We start from the raw sequence: 18,876 nt of genomic DNA on the forward strand, positions 1-18,876 counted from the left end.
CAGTCGCTGCCGGTGTTGTAGGTGTGGTTCTTGAAGTTGTAGCGGCTGGAAGCGTTGCCGCCCCAGCGCGCCACCGACTGGCCGATCTCGGCGTTGAACGCCGGATCACCGCCGTTCAGGCCGTAGATGCCGGGGCTGATCGCGTGCCGGGCGGCGGACACGTCCACCGACAGCGCGGACCCCGTGCCTGCCGCCGCGGCCGTCTGGTCCGTGAGCATGACGGCCACGAGAGACGCCGCCAAGCCGAGAGCGGTAATCGACCGTCGTTTCCGCCACCGCCAAGAACCCACCACGACGCCTCCACCCGATCCAGCGCACGGACATTTTTCATTGGCCGACAGCATGCTGGAGGGACCGGGGACATCCGTCAAGTTTCCGCAACCATCGGTCCTTTCACGGACCATGCCCCGTCACCGGCGACCGACCGATAGCCCGCCGGGAACGGCAGCGATTTCGTTGCTCTGTACTGGGATCCGATTCCCGCTCCCTGCCACGAAATCCGGCAGGTCGGGTGATGCTGATACCTGAAAATTTCACAGTGGACGACATGGCAAGGCCCCGGCGCGGAGTTCCCCGCGCTTCTCATGATCTTTTCAGGTTGCCCAGAGCGTGGTTTCACGTACGCGGGAGGTACTTGATCCGGCGGCGCCGGACGGCGCCGGCCTGTCCGGCTGGGCGGCAAGAGATTGGTGATGATGACGGCGAACAGGGCAACCGGGGCGGAATCCGCAGCACCCGGCACCACGGCGACGCTCTCGACGGCGACCGTGGACATCGTCATACCGGTGTACAACGAGGTCCGGTCGTTGCCGGGCTGCGTGCGGGTGCTGGACGACTTCCTGGCTCGGGAATTTCCCTTCCCGGCTTCGATCACCATCGTCGACAACGCCAGCACCGACGGCACCTTCGAACTGGCGATGGAGCTGTCCGCCCAGTTCGAGCGGGTGCGCGCGGTGCGCCTGGAACGCAAGGGCCGCGGCCACGCACTGAAGGAATCATGGCGCGAAAGCACGGCCGACGTCGTCGTCTACATGGACGTCGATCTGTCCACCGGCCTGGACGCCCTGCTGCCGTTGGTGACGCCGCTGGTCAACGGCCATTCGGACCTGGCGATCGGATCGCGGCTGGCCCCCGGCTCACGGACCGTCCGAGGTCCGAAGCGGGAACTCGTCTCCCGTGCTTACAACACCGTGATCAAGTGGACCCACGGCGCGCGGTTCTCCGATGCCCAATGCGGCTTCAAGGCGGCCCGCACCGACGTCGTGCGGCAGCTGCTCGACCACGTGGAGGACGACGCCTGGTTCTTCGACACCGAACTGCTCCTGCTGGCCGAACACAACGGACTCCGCATCCACGAGGTACCGGTGGACTGGGTGGAGGACGTCGACAGCCGGGTGGATGTTGTCTCGACCGCCCGCGATGATCTCCGGGGGCTGATCCGGGTCGCGCGGGCGAAGGCCGTGGGCACGGCACGCATCCCGGATCTGCCCCGGCGGCCCGAGCCACGCGCGGCCCACCCGGACGCGGTGACCGGCCCCGGGAATCCCACGATGACCTGGCAGGTCATGTCGTTCGCCGTGATCGGCGTGCTGTCCACCGTGGCGAACCTGGTGCTGTACACGTTGCTGCGGCAGTGGCTGCCCGTGCTGGTGGCGAACCTGCTGGCGCTCGTCCTGTGCACGCTGTTCAACACCGAGGCGAACCGAAGGTTCACCTTCGCCAGGCGCCGCGGCGGTGCCGACCGGGCGCACCTGAAGGGCTTGGTCGTGTTCGGCCTGTACTACGCCTTCACCTCGGGCGCCTTGCTCGGGCTGCACGCGCTCGTCGCCGCGCCTTCGCCGCTGGTGGAAGTACTGGTACTGGCCACCGCTTCGGTGGTCGGCACCATCGGGCGCTTCCTGTTGCTGCGCGGCTGGGTGTTCACCAGCACCGCCGAACCCACGATCTGAACCCCTTCCAACAGCCTGATCCGCCCGTCACAAAGGAGAAGACTTGTCTACCAGGACGACCGACATCCACGCGACGCGGGATCCCGATCCGCCGGTGCGCCCACGACGGCGATGGCAGCCGTGGGCGCTCGCCGGGATCTGCGTGGGAGCGGCGATCCTCTACGCCTGGGGCATCGCCGACGGCCGGCTGGGCAACTCCTACTACTCGGCGGCGGTGAAGTCGATGTCGCCGAGCTTGACGAACTTCTTGTTCGGCTCGTTCGACCCCTACGGCGTGTTCACCGTGGACAAACCACCGATGAGCCTGTGGCCACAGGTGGTGTCGACCTGGGTGTTCGGGTTCCACGGCTGGGCGCTGTTGGTGCCGCAGGTCCTCGAGGGCGTGGCCGCGGTGCTCCTGCTGCACCGCACGGTGCGCCGGTGGGCGGGCGAGCACGTGGCGCTGCTGGCCGCCCTGATCCTCACCCTGACCCCGATCACCGTGGCGATCAACCGGGACAACAACCCGGACACGCTGCTGGTCCTGCTGCTCGTGGCCGCGGCCTACGCTTTCACCCGCTCCGTCCAGGCCACCGAGAGCCGGCCACGGACCCGCTGGCTGCTGTGGTGCGCGTTCTTCATCGGCTGCGGGTTCGTCACCAAGATGCTGCAGGCCTGGATCGTGGTTCCCGGATTCGCCGCGGCCTACCTCGCCGGTAGCGGCGCACCCGTCAAACGCCGCGTCGTCGACGTCCTGGCGGCAGCCGCCGTCCTGGTCGCGTCGTCGTTCTGGTGGGTCGCGCTGGTCGACCTGTGGCCGGGCGAGAAGCCCTACATCGGTGGGAGCACCGACGGCAGCGCCCTCGACCTGATCTTCGGTTACAACGGCTTCGGCCGGATCTTCGGCGGCGAGGGCATGCCCGGCGGAGGCGCGCCACCGTCGGGCGTGGAACTGCCGGCCGGGATGGAACTGCCCACGGGGGGAATGGGTGGCATGTTCGGCGGCAACATCGGTCCCGGCCGGATGTTCGGCGCCGACGTCGGCGGCCAGATCAGCTGGCTGCTCCCCCTCGCTCTGCTGGTGATCGTGGTGTTCAGCGTGGGCGGAATCCGCAGCATCGCCACCAGGACGGCCACGGACCGGGCCGCACGCGGAATCCGGATCATGTGGGGCAGCTGGCTGGTGGTCACCGCTGTCGTGTTCAGCTACGCGCAGGGAATTTGGCACTCTTACTACACCACGATGCTCGCTCCGGCGATCGCCGCGCTCGCCGCCGCCGGCCTGGCGATGTTCTGGCGGTCCTACCGCGCCCCGAGCGGCACGGCCTGGCTCCTCCTGCCGGCCGCGATCGCGATCACCGGAGGGTGGGCCTTCGTCCTGGTGTCCCGCGACACCGGCTATCTCGGCTGGCTCCGCTGGATCGTGCCGGCCGCCACGGTGCTGGCCGTCGCGGGTTTGGCCGTCGCCAAGAGCGCCCCGGCGCAGTTCCGCCGGGCCCTGCGCCCGGCCGTGCTGATCGGCCTCGTCGCGGCGCTGGCTGCCCCGGGAGCGTGGTCAGTGGCGACGGCCACCACCGGCAGGGACAACGGGAACATCCCGGCCGCGGGCCCGGGCGGCGGTTTTCCCGGCGCCGGGCGAATGGGTGGCGGCATGCGGCAGGGACAGCTGCCGGGCCTCCCGTCGGGTACCGGTGGTTTTCCCTCGAACGGGCAGTTCCCCGGAATGCCCACCGGGGGCCAGGTACCGCGGCAGCCGGGCGGCGGCATGCCCGGGGACGCCGTCGGCCCGGGCGCCGGGATGGCCGGGAACCCGATCGATGGTGCCGCGGAGCTCGGCACGGAGCAGCGCAAAGCTCTCGCCTATGCCGAACAGCACGGCGGTGGCGCGGCGATCACGCTCGCGGTGGACGGCTCCGCGATGATGGCGGCGCCCTACATCCTCGGCTCGGACGACACCGTCATCGGCATGGGCGGGTTCAGCGGAACCGACGACTCCCCGTCGGTCGGGCAGTTGCAGCGCTGGGTCGCCGACGGCACCCTGAAGTTCGTCCTGAGCCCGTCCTCCAGCATGGGGGCCGGCGGCCCGGGCGGCATGTTCGGCCGGGCCGGCGGGACGGCCGGTACCCGCTCGCAGTGGATCGAGCAGCACTGCACCAAGATCGCTCCCGCGACCTACGGTGGCACCGACTCGTCGACGCTGCGCGAGTGCCACGCCTGAGGTCACCCGAACGGGACCGTTCCGCCTCGCCGGGTGGCGGAACGGTCCCTACCATGAGGACGCGCAAGCGAATGAGGTGATCACCCTGCGGGTCCTGGTGGTCGACGACGATCCCGACGTGCGCGACAGCCTGCAACGCAGTCTCGAATTCGAAGGCTACGACGTGGATACCGTCGCCGACGGCGCGGAAGCCGTCCACCGGTGCACCGGGCCCACCGCCCTGCGTCCCGAGCTGGTGATCATGGACGTGATGATGCCGGGCACCGACGGCCTCGAAGCATGCCGGAACCTGCGTGCCGCGGGCGAGCGCATGCCGGTGCTGATGCTGACCGCCCGGGACGGCCTCGGCGACCGCATCACCGGACTCGACGCCGGCGCCGACGACTACCTGATGAAGCCGTTCGCCCTGGAAGAGCTGCTCGCCCGGCTCCGCGCGCTGACCCGCCGGACTCGACCGGCCGGCGCCGTGCCGGCCCGGCACGTACTGCGGTTCGGTGACCTGGAGCTCGACCTCGCGACCCGGGAGGCCAACCGCGGCGGGCACGCGCTCACGCTCACCCCGACGGAGTTCGAGCTGCTGGCTCAGCTGCTGGCCGAACCTCGCCGGGTGCAGAGCCGCGCTCACCTGCAACAACAGATCTGGGGCCACGAACCCGCGACGAACAGCCTCGACGTCTACGTCGGCTACCTGCGCCGCAAGCTCGAGGCCGACGGGGGCTCCCGGCTCATCCACACCGCCCGCGGCGTCGGCTACGTCCTGCGTGATCCTGGATGACGCGCCGACGTCGTCCGGCCCGCGAACGACGGCTGCTCCTGCGCAGCCGGATCGCGCTGACCACCGCCCTCGTGGTCGCTCTGGCCATCTCCGGGGTCAGCGTCATCACCTGGCTGGTCACCGAACACAACCTCCGCACCCAGCTCGACAACACGCTGACCCGGGCGCCGATCCCGCCCGCGCCCGGCGCGGCCGACGGGACACCGCCTTTCCCCGACCTCGAGACCATGTGCCGGAAGACCGCAGCGGGGAAGCCGCTTCAGCGATTCGTCGAAGGCCTCCAGTTCCTCCGCCGGGACGGCTCCACCTGCGTGCCCGACGGAGTCGACCCGGTCCTCACCGACGCCGCCGATCTCACCGTCACCGCACCGACGTTGCGTGACGGGGTCACCGCCGGCGGGATCGCCGTACGAGCCATGGTGCGACCGTTCGGCAGCGACGCAATGCTGATCACCAGCCGCAGCGTGGCGGACATCGACAACGCTCTCGCCGGCCTGCGCGCGGCGCTGCTCGCCGTGTCCCTCATCGGCGTCGCCGTGGCCGGCACCGCAGGGCTCCTGCTCACCCGCCAAGCCCTGCGGCCCATGGAACGGCTGACCAATACCGCCGAACACATCGCCCGCACCCAAGACCTGGAGACGCCGGTCGACGTCAGCGGCCGGGACGAGGCCGGCCGGCTCGGGCGAGCCTTCGCCGCGATGACGGACGCCCTCACCGAATCCCGGCGCCGTCAACGCGACCTCGTCACCGATGCCGCTCACGAACTCCGCACGCCACTGACCAGCCTGCGCACCAATATCGACCTGCTTGCCCGGAGCGAGAACGCGCGCCGGCCCCTGCCCGAAGCTCACCGGCGCCAGCTGATCGCCAGCCTCCAGTCCCAAAGCAAGGAGTTCACCGAACTGGTGACCGAACTGGTCATCCTCGCCAAGGACCAGCGCACCCTCGATCGCCTGCCGGTCCGGATCCACACCGTCATCGAGCGGGCGGTACGGCGCGCGGCAAGTCGGTCCACCAGGCACCACATCGACGTCGAGGCCGCTGAATGGTCCACCGTGGGTGATGCGGGCGCGCTCGAGCGCTGCGTGGTCAACCTGCTCGACAACGCGATCAAGTTCGCCCCGGCCGGATCGACGATCGCGGTCGAGTCGGAGCCCGGCTGGATCTCCGTCACCGACGAAGGGCCGGGAATTCCCGCGGACGACCGCAAGCACGTGTTCGACCGGTTCTGGCGTGCCCCCGAAGCCCGTGCAATGCCCGGCTCCGGGCTCGGGCTCGCGATCGTCGCCGACACCATCGCCGCCCACGGCGGAACGGTCACGATCGATTCCCCCGTGGGCACCGGCACCCACATCCACATCGAGCTGCCCGTCAAGGAGACCGGCGCGCCGGAGGAATCCCCTCACCGGCCGGCGGGAGCCTCGTGAACAGCCTGATGCAGGTCTTGCCATGGTGATCAGGACCGGGTGACCGATCAGGGACGCGGTGAAAGTTTCCCGGGTCAGCACCTCCGGCCCGGCCGAATTTCGGTACGGAGCAACGGAATTCACCTTGGCCCGGAGAAGCTTGACAGCTGCCACCTCCCCTCCGGCATCCTGACGGCGAACCCCGGTGGGGCGGCGCGAACCGATTCGACAAGTTCGATTCTTGCTGCAGCAGCCAGAGACGGCGTATCGTTCGTTGTCTAGTCGAACCGATTCGAGTACTACCGATTCGTTCGGAGTCGTCATGGTTCAACGGCGAACTGCCTTTTCCGCTCCCGCTCGCCTCACGGCCGCCGTCGCCACCACATTCGCGCTTGCCGTCACCGTGGGAGCACCCGCTCTTCCCGTCGCCCAAGCCGCCACGACGGGACCATGCGACATCTACGCCTCGGGCGGCACACTGTGCGTGGCCGCGCACAGCACCACCCGGGCGCTGTACGGCACCTACAACGGCCCGCTCTACCAGGTCAGGCGGTCCTCGGACAGCACCACGCGCGACATCGGCGTGCTCAGCGCGGGCGGTACGGCCAACGCCGCCACCCAAGACGCCTTCTGCGCCGGCACGACGTGCCTCATCACCGTCGTCTACGACCAGTCCGGCCGGAGCAACCACCTCACGCAGGCGCCCCCCGGCACCTGGCCCGGCCCCGCCCCCGGCGGATGGGACAACCTCGCCAACGCGACGGCGGCCCCGACCACGGTCGGCGGGCGGAAGGCGTACGGCGTCTACATCTCACCCGGTACCGGCTACCGCAACAACAGGACCAACGGCGTCGCCACCGGTGATCAGCCGGAGGGCATCTACGCCGTCGTCGACGGCGCCCACTACAACAACTGGTGCTGCTTCGACTACGGCAACGCACAGACGAACAACCAGGCCGACTCGCCCGCCATCATGGAGACCGTCTACTTCGGAGCCGACCGGCAGTGGGGTTACGGCGACGGCCCCGGCCCCTGGGTCATGGCCGACCTGGAGTGGGGGCTGTTCTCCGGCGTCAACCCGGGCCACAACCCGAACCCGACCATCAACCACCGCTTCGTGACCGCCATCGTCAAGGGCGAACCCAACCACTGGGCCATCCGGAGCGGAAACGCGCAGTCGGGCGGCTTGTCGACCGTATTCGACGGGCCACGCCCCAACGGCTACCACCCGATGAAGAAACAGGGCGCGATCCTGCTCGGCATCGGCGGGGACAACAGCGTTTCCGGCGCCGGCACCTTCTACGAAGGCGTCCTGACCTCCGGCTACCCGTCGAACGCCACCGAAGAGGCCGTGCAAGCCAACATCACCGCCGCCCAGTACGCGCCGCCCGGCGGAAACCCGCCACAAGGCGCCCAGATCGTGGGCAGCCAGTCCGGCCGGTGCGTCGAGGTGCCGAACAGCTCCACCACCAACGGAACCCAGGTGCAGCTGGCGGACTGCCAGAGCGCCGACCGGCAGCGCTGGACCACCACCGCCGACCGAAAGCTGCAGGTTTACGGCAGCAAGTGCCTCGACGCCAACGGCCAGGGCACCACCGCCGGCACCCAGGTGATCATCTGGGACTGCCACGGCCAGGCGAACCAACAGTGGAACGTCAATTCGAACGGCACCATCACCGGCGTTCAGTCCGGCCTTTGCCTGGACGCCAGCGGCGCCGCAACGGCCGGCGGCACGAAGATCATCCTCTGGTCGTGCAACGGAGGGACGAACCAACGGTGGAGCCTGCGCGGTTGACCACACGACGGTCGCGGCGGGCACCGAGGAGCTTGGACGTGGTCGTGGCCAACGCCGGGTCGCCGCGGCGCGCTGGAGCGCGCCGGGCACCGGGTGCCGCCCGAACTGCTGACCGAGCACGCCCGCGCCGAGGCCGCGGTGCTCGCCCCGCTCCGCGAAAGCAGCCCCACGGCGCGTGGTCCGGATCCTGATCCAGCACGAGCCGGTCACCGCCCGATGCGGCGGCGCGGCACCCGTCACCAGCTCATCCCGTTCAGCAGCGAGGCCGGACGGCCGGCAACCCTGATCCGAGCCGCGTACCGGGCATGAGGTTAGCGCTAACACCATCGGAAGACGACGCGGACTGAAGGAAGGCGGCCTCTCGCCACTCTTCGGCGGGTGTTGTCGAAGCCCCACGCGCCCCCGCTGTACTGGTCCTTTGGGTTCGGAACCGGCCGGGACGACGCCCCGGAGGCGGCCCGGTCGAGCGCTGATCGTGGCTCCCGGGCCGGGGAAATCTGAGGCTTCCGCCGCCCGAATGTGAGCGATAACATTCCTGCGGTCAATGGAGATAAGGAGCGGCCTCATGTGGCATCAGACTCGGTCGGCGCGTCCTCGTCGCTTCACCACGTGGATGGCGATGGCCACGGCGGCGCTTGCCGTTGCCGGGGTGCAGGCGTGGGTCGCGAGCCCATCAGCCGTCGCCCAGGTGGCCCCCGCGACGTCTTCCACCGCCCTCGACGGGGTCGCCGCCGGCAACGGGGCGCTCGCGTCGGTCGATCTGGCCGGGCGGTGGAGCTTCACCCCCGCCGGCCGGGCGGCGACCACGATCTCCGTGCCCGGTGGTGGCTGGTACAAGCAGGGCTTCACCGACGTGAACGAGGCGACGTATTCACGAACCGTGACCGTGCCGAACACGGGGCAGCCGCAGTCCGCGTGGATCGAATTCGGCGCGGTGAACCACCAGGCGACGCTGTCGGTGGACGGGCGGGTGGTCGCCACCCAGACCACCTCATTCACGCCGTCGAACTTCGACATCTCCGCCTTCGCCGCCCCCGGCACCACCCACACGATCAGCGTGAACGTCAAGGGCCGCTACGCACTGAAGAACGGGAACCAGACCCTGGTCCCCGACGCCGCCAACTGGTCCGAGGCCATCCCCCAGGGCATCTACCGCTCGGCGTTCCTGCGCGTATACCCCGCGGTGTACGTCAGCGACACGTTCGTCCGCACCTCCGTGGCCAACCAAACCCTCAGCTACGACGTGTCCGTAACGAACACCTCCGGCAGCGCGCGGTCCGTGACGCTCACCGGCACGCTCGCCTCGGACAACGGCACGTCGTTCAGCTACCCTGCACTGCCCAGCCGCACGGTCACCGTGGCCGCCCGCTCGACCGCCAAGGTGACGGTCGGCCCGGTGGCGTGGAACCTCGGCTCCGCCTCGTTCTGGTGGCCGAACGTCCCCTATCGCGCCGGGTACCGCGCCCAGCTGCACCGGCTGTCGGTGCACACCTCCACCGACGACGGCCGGACCAGCGACACGTCCTACCGGTTCGGGTTCCGGGAGAGCACCCAGAACGGCGAGTACTACTACCTCAACGGCGTGCGCGTGAACTTCCGCGGTGACAGCCTGCAGGGCGCGGACTACGACCGGATCGACAACGGCGGCAAGGGCGACGCCTACGACACGCTGCCCGGCTTCCTTCCGCCGTCCGCGGGCAATGGCGGCTGGCCGAAGGCGGTGGACAACTACCAACGGCTCAACTACAACGTGGTCCGCATCCACCAGGAGCCGGCCAGCCCGTACATGCTCGACGTGGCCGACGAGATGGGCCTGATGGTCATCGACGAGACGGCGATCCGCGGCACCTGCAGCTGCCAGGACTTCGTCGCCGGGCACGACAACATGGTCAACCACGCCAAGGCACTGACCCTGCGCGACCGCAACCACCCTGCGATCATCCGCTGGAGCCAGAGCAACGAAGCGGACCTCAGCACCTTCGACTCCGAAGCGTTCGAAAAGGACCTGTACGCGGCAATGAACGGCAACGACGGCACCCGGCCGGTCAGCGTCGACACTGCCTGGAACACCAACCCGTACCCGAACATGCTGAACGGCAACTTCGCCGTCTTCTCCCACTACCTCGACGGCATCGGCGCGTACGGCGAAGCGCGCGCCACCTTGGCCGGCCGGCCCGACGGCGAGGGCGAATACGTCTGGGACAAGTCCAACACCAAGCAGGGCTTCGAGTGGTTTGCCACGGCCACCGCCGCCAAGCGCGCCAAGGACGCCGCCGATCTGCGCCCGTATACCCTGCTGTCCGGCTGGGCCAGTTTCGTGCCCGGCGTGCGGAGCACCGACTTCGTCCCCGAAGAGGGCGGCCACCCCGTCTACGGTGAGGACAACCTGACCGACCCGTGGAGCAACCCGCAGATCCAGCGGATCCAGGCCGCGTTCAACCCCGTCGCCGCAATCGACCTGCCCTACTGGTCGGCCTCCGGCAAGTCGGACGCGAACGGCACCTTCCCGCTCCCGCAGGCGGTGGACACCTACGCCCACAACAGCGCCATCACCCGGAACATCACCGTCTTCAACGACGACTTCACCAACACCTCCGTCACCCTCGGCTGGACTGCGCACCTCGACCAGCCCGACGGCGCGGTCGTCGCGTCCGGGAGCTCCCCCCTCACCATCCCGCTGGGCTCCCGGGTCACCCATCCGATCTCGTTCACCGCGCCGGCCACCGGCTCCCGCGTGTACCTGACGCTGTCGACCACGAAGTCGGGCAGCACCACCTTCACCGACGACGTCGAGTACCTCAACCTGGGCAACCCGACGTCCAGTGTGGACGACGCCGGCTCCCCGGTGACCTACACCGGCAGCTGGGGTCACACGAGCGGCGAGACCAGCCTGTACGCCGGCACCAACTCCTACAGTGACGTCACGGGCGACACGGCGACGCTGAGCTTCGTCGGTACCGGCGTCACGCTGCACGCCGTGACCGCGCCGAGCCACGGCATCGTGGGCGTCTCCATCGACGGCGGGTCCGAGACGCTGGTCGACGAGTACTCGGCGACGCGCACCGGTGACGTCGCGGTCTGGTCCAGCCCCCGGCTCACCTCCGGCACGCACACGATCCGCGTGCGCGTCACCGGCACCCAGCAATCCGCCGCGACGCACGACTGGGCCACCATCGACCGCTTCGAAATCTCCAATCAACCCGCGGCGGGCACGAACTACCGCATCGTCAACCGCAACAGCGGCAAGCCGCTCGCCATCGCCGGCGACGCGGCCAACGACGGCGCGTTGGCCGTCCAACGGACGAGTGGCGGTGCCTGGACCGTCAACGCCGCCCCCGGAGGTGCCTACACGCTGATCTACGTGCCCACCGGAAAAGCGCTCGACGTCAACGGCTACTCCACGACACTCGGGCTCCAGCTCCAGCAGTGGACCCCCAGCGGTGGCACCAACCAGCAGTGGTACCTGCGGCCCACGGGCGACGGGTACTTCACCATCATCAGCCACGACAGCGGGCTGGTGGCGGACGACTACAACTGGGACACCAGCGACGGCGCCAAGGTCGCGCAGTACACGGCCGGCACCGGCGCCAACCAGCAGTGGCAATTCGTCCCCGCGTGACGGATCTCCCGGCCCGGCGCGCGTTCACCACCGCGCCGGGCCGGTGACCACCACTCGAACCTCCGACCGGGACCGGTCACCCCCAGGAAGACCACAACCCGCTGTCCGACCACGACGACTTCGCCAACGTCATGTCCCAACGCCTCATGAACCAGGTCGTCAACTGCATCAACCGCAACAAGACCTGCAACGCCTGACCCCGCCGAGGGTGCCCGCCGTGCCTGCCATCCCCACGGCGGGCACCCTCACCGGGACCGAGCTTCACCGGAAGGAAATCCATGCCCAACCACCGCGGAATGACCCGCACGACAAAGCCCGGGCAATCATCGTCGGCGTAGTTGCCGCCAGCGCGCTCGGTGTGGGCTCAGTAGCGATCGCGAACAGCAGCGCCACCCAGACCAGCCAAGCTCCGGACACAGGTGTGCACGTCGGCGCGCACGCCGGCTCCGCCCCGGAAGCAGCCTCGCCCGCCGGAAATACGGGACCACTCACCGAGGTGGACAAAACCTTCCTGGTCAAGGTGCGGCAAGCCGGACTGTGGGAAATCCCCGCCGGACGCCTCGCACAGACGCACGCCAGCAGCGAAGCCGTCAAGCGAGCCGGCATGCACCTGCTCGACGGTCACTCGACCCTGGACCAGCTCGTCCGCGAAGACGCGGCCATCACCGGCGTGCAGCTCCCCGACCAGGCCACCGCCGAGCAACAGGGCTGGGTCCGCCAGATGACGAACGCTCAGGGGCTGCAGTTCGACGAGCTCTTCGTCAGCCTGCTCCGGTCGTCCCACGGCAAGATCTTCGCCACCATCGCCGAAGTCCGCGCCAGCACCCAGAACGACCTCGTCCGGCGCCTGGCCCGCCAGGCCAACCAAACCGTCATGGACCACATGGAAGTCCTCGAAGACACCGGCCTGGTCACGACCGAGACTCTCGACGAAGTCGGCGCCGCTGTCGCACCCCGGCCCGCCAAATAGCGACCTTGTCAGTTTTCGCGTTGGTGGACGTCCGGGATGCCGTCGTGATCGGAGTCCACCGACTCCTCGGCGCAGATTCGTCGGTGAACCCGGTTGCGCGCGCTGAGGATCCCGGTGGCGATCAGGCCGGCGAGCAGAGAACCCACCAGGATCGCGATCTTGGCGTGTTCTCCGCTTTCGCTGCCGGCGCCGAAGGCGAGGTCGCCGATCAGCAGGGAGACGGTGAACCCGATGCCGCCCAGTACGGCGAGTCCGAGCACGTCGGTCCAGGTGAGGTCGTCGTGGAGTTCGGCGTGGGTGAACCGGGACACCAGGTAGGTGGCGCCGGTGATGCCGATCGTCTTGCCGAGCACGAGCGCGAGCACGATACCCAGCGCGACCGGATCGACCAGCGAGGTGGCCAGACCGCCGAGGCCACCGACGGTGACACCGGCGGCGAAGAACGCGAACACCGGCACCGCCACCGCCGCCGAGATCGGCCGGAACCGGTGCTCGAAGTGCTCCGCCAGGCCCGGTCCGTTGCCGTGCTTGCGGATCACCGGCACCGCGAACCCCAGCAGAACCCCGGCCACGGTGGCATGGATGCCGGAGGCGTGCACCAGCGCCCACGTGGTCGCGGCCAGGGGCAGCAGCAGCCACCACGACCGCACCCGGCGCTGCACCAGCACCGTGAACGCGGCCAAGGGCAGCAGCGCCAGCAGCAGCGGGCCGACCGAGAGCTCGCGGGTGTAGAAGACGGCGATGATCACGATGGCGAGCAGGTCGTCGACGACGGCTAGCGTGAGCAGGAAGGTGCGCAGCGCCGAGGGCAGGTGGTGGCCGATCACGGCGAGCACGGCCAGGGCGAACGCGATGTCGGTGGCGGTCGGGATCGCCCAGCCGCCCAGAGCCGCGGAGTCGCCGAGGTTGACCGCGGTGTAGACCAGCGCCGGCACGACGACCCCGCCGACGGCGGCGGCGACCGGGACGGCCGCGCGGCGTGGGTCGCGCAGGTCGCCGGCGACGAACTCGCGTTTGACTTCCAGGCCGGCGACGAAGAAGAAGATCGCGAGCAATCCGTCTTCGGCCCAGGATGCCAGGGTCAGGTCCAGATGCAGCGCGGCCGGGCCGACCCTGATCTCACGCAGCGCCTCGTACGAGTCGGACCAGGGCAAGTTGGCCCACACGAGGGCCAGGACGGCGCCGACGAGGAGCAGGACTCCGCCCACGGTCTCCTTGCGGAGGATCTCCGCGACCCGCTGGGTCTCAGGCCACGATCCCCGGTCCAGAAGCCGGGCAGGACGTGCGTTGCGGTCATTCATGGGACGCCGGGTGGGGCGTAGCTGCAGACACTGTGGTCATGGACTCCTCCGGGTGTGGTCCGGCTCGTTCGCCGACCAGGCTGTGGGGGTTGCCGCGGGGGTTTGGCTGGGTCAGTCCGGCCGGGACAGCGGCCGGGCGGGCCAGTCGAGCAGACGCGCCCCCAGCACCGAGGCTTCGAGGGTGAAGCGCTCGGCGGGGTCGCGGGGGTCGTAGCCGGTGCGCTGCTTCACGCGGTCGAGCCGGTAGGTGACGGCTCGGACACTCAGGAACAGGGCGCGAGCCGTTTCGGCGGTGATCCCGCCGGTGGCGAAGTAGGCGGACAACGTGTCGAGCAGGGGCCGGGCCCCGCCGCGGGCGTCCTCCAGCGGGCCCAGGACCGTGTCGACCAGTTCGATGATCGCGGCGCGGTCGCGGAAGAGAACCTGGTAGACCAGCAGATCGTCGGCCTTGAGCACGGAAGTCGTCAGCCCCAGGGCTCCGGCCAGCTCAAGAGCGCTACGGGCTTCCTCGTAGGACCGCAGGATGCCGCCGGGGCCTGCGTGCTTGCGGCCGACGCCGACCTGCCACACGCGGCTGACCGAGAGCGCGGCCTCCACCTGGCGGGCGAACTCGTCGGCGGCGTCGGCTGCGGCGCCGGGGGCGATGCACAGCAGCAGTCCGTCTTTGGTGGTGATCAGCATTTCGCGGGCGTCGAAGCGGTCCAGCAGGGCCGCCTCGATCCGCCGGGTCGTGGCGTCCGCGTCGGCGAAAGGCCGGTCGGCGCGCGCGGCGATCACGACGTAGCTCGCGGCCAGGCGGAGCCCGAAGCGGTCGGCCCGCTCGGCCAGCCGTCCCAGGTCGCTGCGCCCGTGGAGCAGGTCGTCGATGAACTCCCGTCGCTCGGCTCCTTCCTGGCGCATGACCAGGCGTTGTGCGCTGTCGTACCCGTCGGCGAGCGCCACGATCGCATCATCGGCCGCACGCAGGACCGCCTCGGCTATCGCGCAGATCGCCTCCTTCTCTGTGGCCGCGGCGACAGCCGGGAGTTCGCGCCAGGACAGCCAGTTCGCGCTGAGATAGAGATCGACCAGGGCGCGCAACGGAACGCTCTGCTCCGCGGCACTCGCGCCCAGCGCGCGCCGGGTGTCGAGTTCGGCGGGCGCGAGCCTCCGTCCGGTCAGGCTGACGCCGTCGAGCATCTCGAGGTACCCGTCGAGGTAAGCCGCCGACACACCACCAGCGTCGCGGGCCGCCTGTTCGGCGACTGCCGCCACATCCAGCCTTCGACGATCACTGCCCGTCATCGTCAATCCGTTTCTCCTCGCGTCTCCGTGCTGCCCGGTACCGGCAATGCATCTTCGCACTGCAGTCACAAGTGCCGCCAATCCAGACACATACCTGCTTCGCACGTTGCCAGGTCCTGGCAACGAACTGCGCGGCAACACAGCCGGAGACGCGCCTTGTCCGCAGCCCGGCGGGCGAACACGATGAGTAGACGGTTCCGCAGCCGAGATCGAGAGGGGATCTCATGATCGACTGGCAGATCTGGCTGATCCTCGCCGCGGTGCTCGGCGTCGCCGAGATCTTCACCCTCACCGCCGCACTCGGGCTGCTCGGCGGTGCCGCGCTGATCACGGCCGGGGCCGCCAGCGTCGGGCTGCCTCCGCCGGTGCAGATGCTGGTCTTCGCCGCGACCGCCACCCTGGGCCTGGTACTCCTGCGGCCGGTCGTCCACCGGCACATGCACCGGCCGCAACTCGAACGTTTCGGCGTGGACGCCCTCATCGGCAAACCGGCCTACGTCCTGCGAGAGGTGACCGCCCTGGACGGCCTGGTCCGCCTCGGCGGAGAGGAATGGAGCGCCCGCGCCTACGACGAAACGCTGGTGATCGAAAAAGGCACGGTCGTCGACGTCATGGAAGTCCGCGGCAGCACCGCACTCGTCTACCCCCAGGAGTAGCCATGGAAATCTCCGCTCTCTTGATCGTCGGCGTGCTCGTCGCCCTGCTCGCCGTCATCACCGTGCTCAAGGCCGTCCGCATCGTGCCGCAGGCCCGCGCTCGCAACGTCGAACGGCTCGGCCGCTACAACCGCACGCTGCAACCCGGCCTCAGCTTCGTCATTCCCTACATCGACCGCGTCTACCCGCCGATCGACCTGCGCGAACAAGTCGTCTCGTTCCAGCCGCAACCGGTCATCACCGAAGACAACCTGGTCGTCGAAATCGACACCGTGCTCTACTTCCAGGTCACCGACCCCCGCGCCGCCGCCTACGAAATCGCCAGCTTCCTGCAGGCCGTCGAACAGCTCACCGTCACCACGCTGCGCAACGTCGTCGGCTCCATGGACCTCGAGCGCACCCTCACCTCCCGCGACACCATCAACAACCAGTTGCGCGGTGTCCTGGACGACGCCACCGGAAAGTGGGGACTGCGGGTCAACCGCGTCGAGATCAAGGCCATCGACCCGCCGAACACCATCAAGGAAGCGATGGAGAAGCAGATGCGCGCCGAACGGGACAAGCGCGCCGCCATCCTGAGCGCCGAAGGGCAACGCCAGTCCCAGATCCTCACCGCCGAAGGCGACAAGCAGGCCGCCGTCCTGCGCGCCGAAGGCAACCGGGCCGCGGAGATCCTCAAGGCCGAAGGCCAGTCCCGCGCCATCGACCAGGTCTTCCAGGCCGTCCACCGCAACGACCCCGACCCCAAGCTGCTCGCCTACCAGTACCTGCAGATGCTGCCCGAACTCGCGAAAGGCCCGGCCAACACGTTCTGGGTGATTCCGAGCGAGGTGACCTCCGCACTTCAGAGCGTGTCAACGGCGTTCACCGAAGCCCTGCCCAAGTCACCGGCAACTCGTGACCCCGCTCCTCAAGACGACCTTGCCGAGCATGCGACCGATGACGCCGCCCGAGCCGCCGAGGCCGCCGCGGAGGCGGTCGCCGACGCGGCGGACGCCAGCACCAGCCTGCAACCGGCCACCACCACCGCCAACCACGCCGGACAGCCCCCTCGCCACGCCGGCACCTGAAACGGATGAGCGAAAACGTAGCCACCGAGGCTTTTGCCTCGGGGATTACGTTGCCGTTGTCCGGCCCGTTCGGCGTGCGAGAGGGCTACCTCTGCCGAGCCAGGCGCAGCGCCAGTACGGCGGTCAGGAACACTAAGATAAGGGTTGCTGCGGTAACGAGGTCGCCCATCGATGGTCTCCCACGTGCGAGGTTCGAGTCAGCATATCGCCGGACGCACGCGAAATCGAACCAGCGCAGCCATCACTGAAGTGACCCGGGCTTATTACCGACATCCCCACGCCGGGCTCGCTTGGACTGAACGAGGACAGTCACCAGCGTCAGCACGACGATGACCAGTCCGATCCAGTCATGCAAGGCCGGCGTGAGCCGGCTGTCGAACCACACCAGCGACCAGCCCAAGACGGCAAGCAGGCGCCAGTACTGGTAGCGCCGCGGAATGGCGACGAAGGAGATCATGACCAGCACGGCCGCCAGCACGAGCAGTTCGCCGCCGAACGTCATGACCACGAGTCGTCGTCCAGGGGATCACCTTTCCGGGTGGGGTGTGCGTTCAGGCGAGGACGAAGTAACGCAGCCACAGGTACGGCGCGGCGACGAGCACCGTGATCACGGTGATGACCGCGCCCTTCTTGGTGAACTCCCAGAACGAAATAGGTGAGCCCGACCGCGCCGCGATGCCGAGCATCACGACGTTGGCGCTGGCGCCGACGGCGGTCATGTTGCCGCCGAAGTCGGCGCCGATCGCCAGCGACCACCACAACGCCTCGGAATGGGAGGGGTCTGAGATGTCGTTGGTGAGAGCCAAAACGAGCGGGCTCATGGTCGCCACGTAGGGGATGTTGTCGATGACGCCCGACAGCACCGCCGACACCCCCAGGATGAGCATCACCGCGAGCAGGGCGTTGCCGCCCGTCGCCTCGGCCGCTAGGCGGGCGAGCGTCCCGATGACCCCGGTCTTGACCAACGCGCCGATCATGATGAACAACCCGGCGAAGAACAGCAGCGTTTCCCATTCGACACCGGCGAGATACTGCTTCGGCTCGGTTCCGGAGATCAGCACGAGGACGCCGGCGCCGAGCAGCGCCACGATCGACGGCTCGATGTGGATCACCGAGTGCAGCACGAAACCGGCGAACACCGCGAGCAGCACCACGCCGCATTTGATCAGCAGTTTGGGTTTCTGGATCGCCTCGCGTTCGTTCAGCGCCATCACGTCGGCCACCCGGGCCGGGTCGACCGTGAACGAGCCGCGGAACAACCGGGGCAGCACGAGGGTGAACACGACGAGCTCGATCGCCACGATCGGGGTCATGTTGACCAGGAAGTCGTTGAACGTCAGCCCGGCGCGGCTGCCGATGATGATGTTCGGCGGATCACCGATCAACGTCGCCGCACCGCCGATGTTGGAGGCGAGCACCTCGGCGATGAGGAACGGGACCGGCTTGATGTCCAGCCGGTCGCAGACCAGCAGCGTCACCGGGGCGATCAGCAGGACGGTCGTGACGTTGTCCAGGAACGCCGACGCGATCGCGGTGATCAAGCACAGCAGGATCATCACCCGCAGCGGCGAGCCCTTGGCCCGTTTGGCCGCCCAGATCGCGACGTACTCGAAAACCCCGGTCCGGCGCAGGATCCCGACGATGATCATCATGCCGAGCAGCAGGAAGATGACGTTCCAGTCGACGCCGGTGTCCTCCGAGAAGAACGCGTCGTCGGCTCCGCTGACGCCCAGCGCGAGCACCACCCCGGCACCGCCGAGAGCGGCGGCCATCTTCGGGATTTTCTCGGTGGCGATGAAGATGTAGGCGACCACGAACACCGTGACGGCGATGACGGTGCTCATGCCACCGCCC

General features: G+C 68.9%; 13 protein-coding genes and 1 pseudogene. 9 read left to right on the top strand and 5 right to left on the bottom strand.

Features of this window, described 5'->3' with window-relative positions; all coding sequences use genetic code 11:
* Positions 1-218: pseudogene (locus ACLJQE_RS41620) on the bottom strand (endoglucanase); the annotation flags it as partial.
* A 477-nt stretch (positions 219-695) separates the two neighbouring features.
* Between ACLJQE_RS41620 and ACLJQE_RS41625 the strand changes: the two are divergent.
* The 7 genes from ACLJQE_RS41625 (at position 696) to ACLJQE_RS41655 (ending at position 12,711) form a co-directional block, all read left to right on the top strand.
* A complete protein-coding gene (locus ACLJQE_RS41625; RefSeq protein WP_410645289.1) occupies positions 696-1,949 on the top strand; it encodes a glycosyltransferase in 1,254 nt (417 codons plus the stop codon).
* Positions 1,950-1,992: 43 nt separating this feature from the next.
* A complete protein-coding gene (locus ACLJQE_RS41630) occupies positions 1,993-4,146 on the top strand; it encodes an ArnT family glycosyltransferase (protein ID WP_410645290.1) in 2,154 nt (717 codons plus the stop codon).
* 85 nt (positions 4,147-4,231) lie between these two features.
* Complete coding sequence (locus ACLJQE_RS41635) at positions 4,232-4,921, top strand: response regulator transcription factor (RefSeq protein ID WP_410645396.1); 690 nt, start codon at positions 4,232-4,234, stop codon at positions 4,919-4,921.
* Positions 4,918-6,348: an ATP-binding protein gene (locus ACLJQE_RS41640; RefSeq protein ID WP_410645291.1), complete on the top strand. Its 1,431-nt coding sequence runs from the start codon at positions 4,918-4,920 to the stop codon at positions 6,346-6,348. Before ACLJQE_RS41635 ends, ACLJQE_RS41640 begins: the two co-directional genes overlap by 4 nt.
* Before the next feature lie 301 nt (positions 6,349-6,649).
* Positions 6,650-8,122: an arabinofuranosidase catalytic domain-containing protein gene (locus ACLJQE_RS41645; protein ID WP_410645397.1), complete on the top strand. Its 1,473-nt coding sequence runs from the start codon at positions 6,650-6,652 to the stop codon at positions 8,120-8,122.
* A 565-nt stretch (positions 8,123-8,687) separates the two neighbouring features.
* The gene (locus ACLJQE_RS41650) at positions 8,688-11,741 is read left to right on the top strand and encodes an RICIN domain-containing protein (RefSeq protein ID WP_410645292.1); all 3,054 of its coding nucleotides are present in this window, start codon (positions 8,688-8,690) and stop codon (positions 11,739-11,741) included.
* Positions 11,742-11,958: 217 nt separating this feature from the next.
* Positions 11,959-12,711 (top strand): DUF4142 domain-containing protein, encoded by a 753-nt coding sequence (locus ACLJQE_RS41655; RefSeq protein ID WP_410645293.1) that lies wholly within the window; start codon positions 11,959-11,961, stop codon positions 12,709-12,711.
* Positions 12,712-12,719: 8 nt separating this feature from the next.
* On the opposite strand, the gene nhaA is transcribed toward ACLJQE_RS41655, so the two are convergent.
* Positions 12,720-14,012 (bottom strand): Na+/H+ antiporter NhaA, encoded by a 1,293-nt coding sequence (nhaA, locus tag ACLJQE_RS41660; protein ID WP_410645294.1) that lies wholly within the window; start codon positions 14,010-14,012, stop codon positions 12,720-12,722.
* Positions 14,013-14,123: 111 nt separating this feature from the next.
* Positions 14,124-15,296: a PucR family transcriptional regulator gene (locus ACLJQE_RS41665; RefSeq protein ID WP_410645295.1), complete on the bottom strand. Its 1,173-nt coding sequence runs from the start codon at positions 15,294-15,296 to the stop codon at positions 14,124-14,126.
* Positions 15,297-15,520: 224 nt separating this feature from the next.
* Here ACLJQE_RS41665 and ACLJQE_RS41670 point away from each other — a divergent pair, with 224 nt between their 5' ends.
* Positions 15,521-15,952, top strand: coding sequence for an NfeD family protein (locus ACLJQE_RS41670; protein ID WP_410645296.1), 432 nt, complete (start codon positions 15,521-15,523; stop codon positions 15,950-15,952).
* A 2-nt stretch (positions 15,953-15,954) separates the two neighbouring features.
* On the top strand, positions 15,955-17,022 hold the full coding sequence (locus ACLJQE_RS41675; protein ID WP_410645297.1) for an SPFH domain-containing protein: 1,068 nt from the start codon (positions 15,955-15,957) through the stop codon (positions 17,020-17,022).
* A 241-nt stretch (positions 17,023-17,263) separates the two neighbouring features.
* On the opposite strand, the gene ACLJQE_RS41680 is transcribed toward ACLJQE_RS41675, so the two are convergent.
* Positions 17,264-17,530: a hypothetical protein gene (locus ACLJQE_RS41680; RefSeq protein ID WP_410645298.1), complete on the bottom strand. Its 267-nt coding sequence runs from the start codon at positions 17,528-17,530 to the stop codon at positions 17,264-17,266.
* A 43-nt stretch (positions 17,531-17,573) separates the two neighbouring features.
* A complete protein-coding gene (locus tag ACLJQE_RS41685) occupies positions 17,574-18,866 on the bottom strand; it encodes an SLC13 family permease (protein WP_410645299.1) in 1,293 nt (430 codons plus the stop codon).
* Between the last annotated feature and the right edge of the window lie 10 nt (positions 18,867-18,876).

Origin of the sequence: Amycolatopsis sp. lyj-346 (assembly GCF_046548975.1) — a bacterium.
Lineage (GTDB): Bacteria > Actinomycetota > Actinomycetes > Mycobacteriales > Pseudonocardiaceae > Amycolatopsis.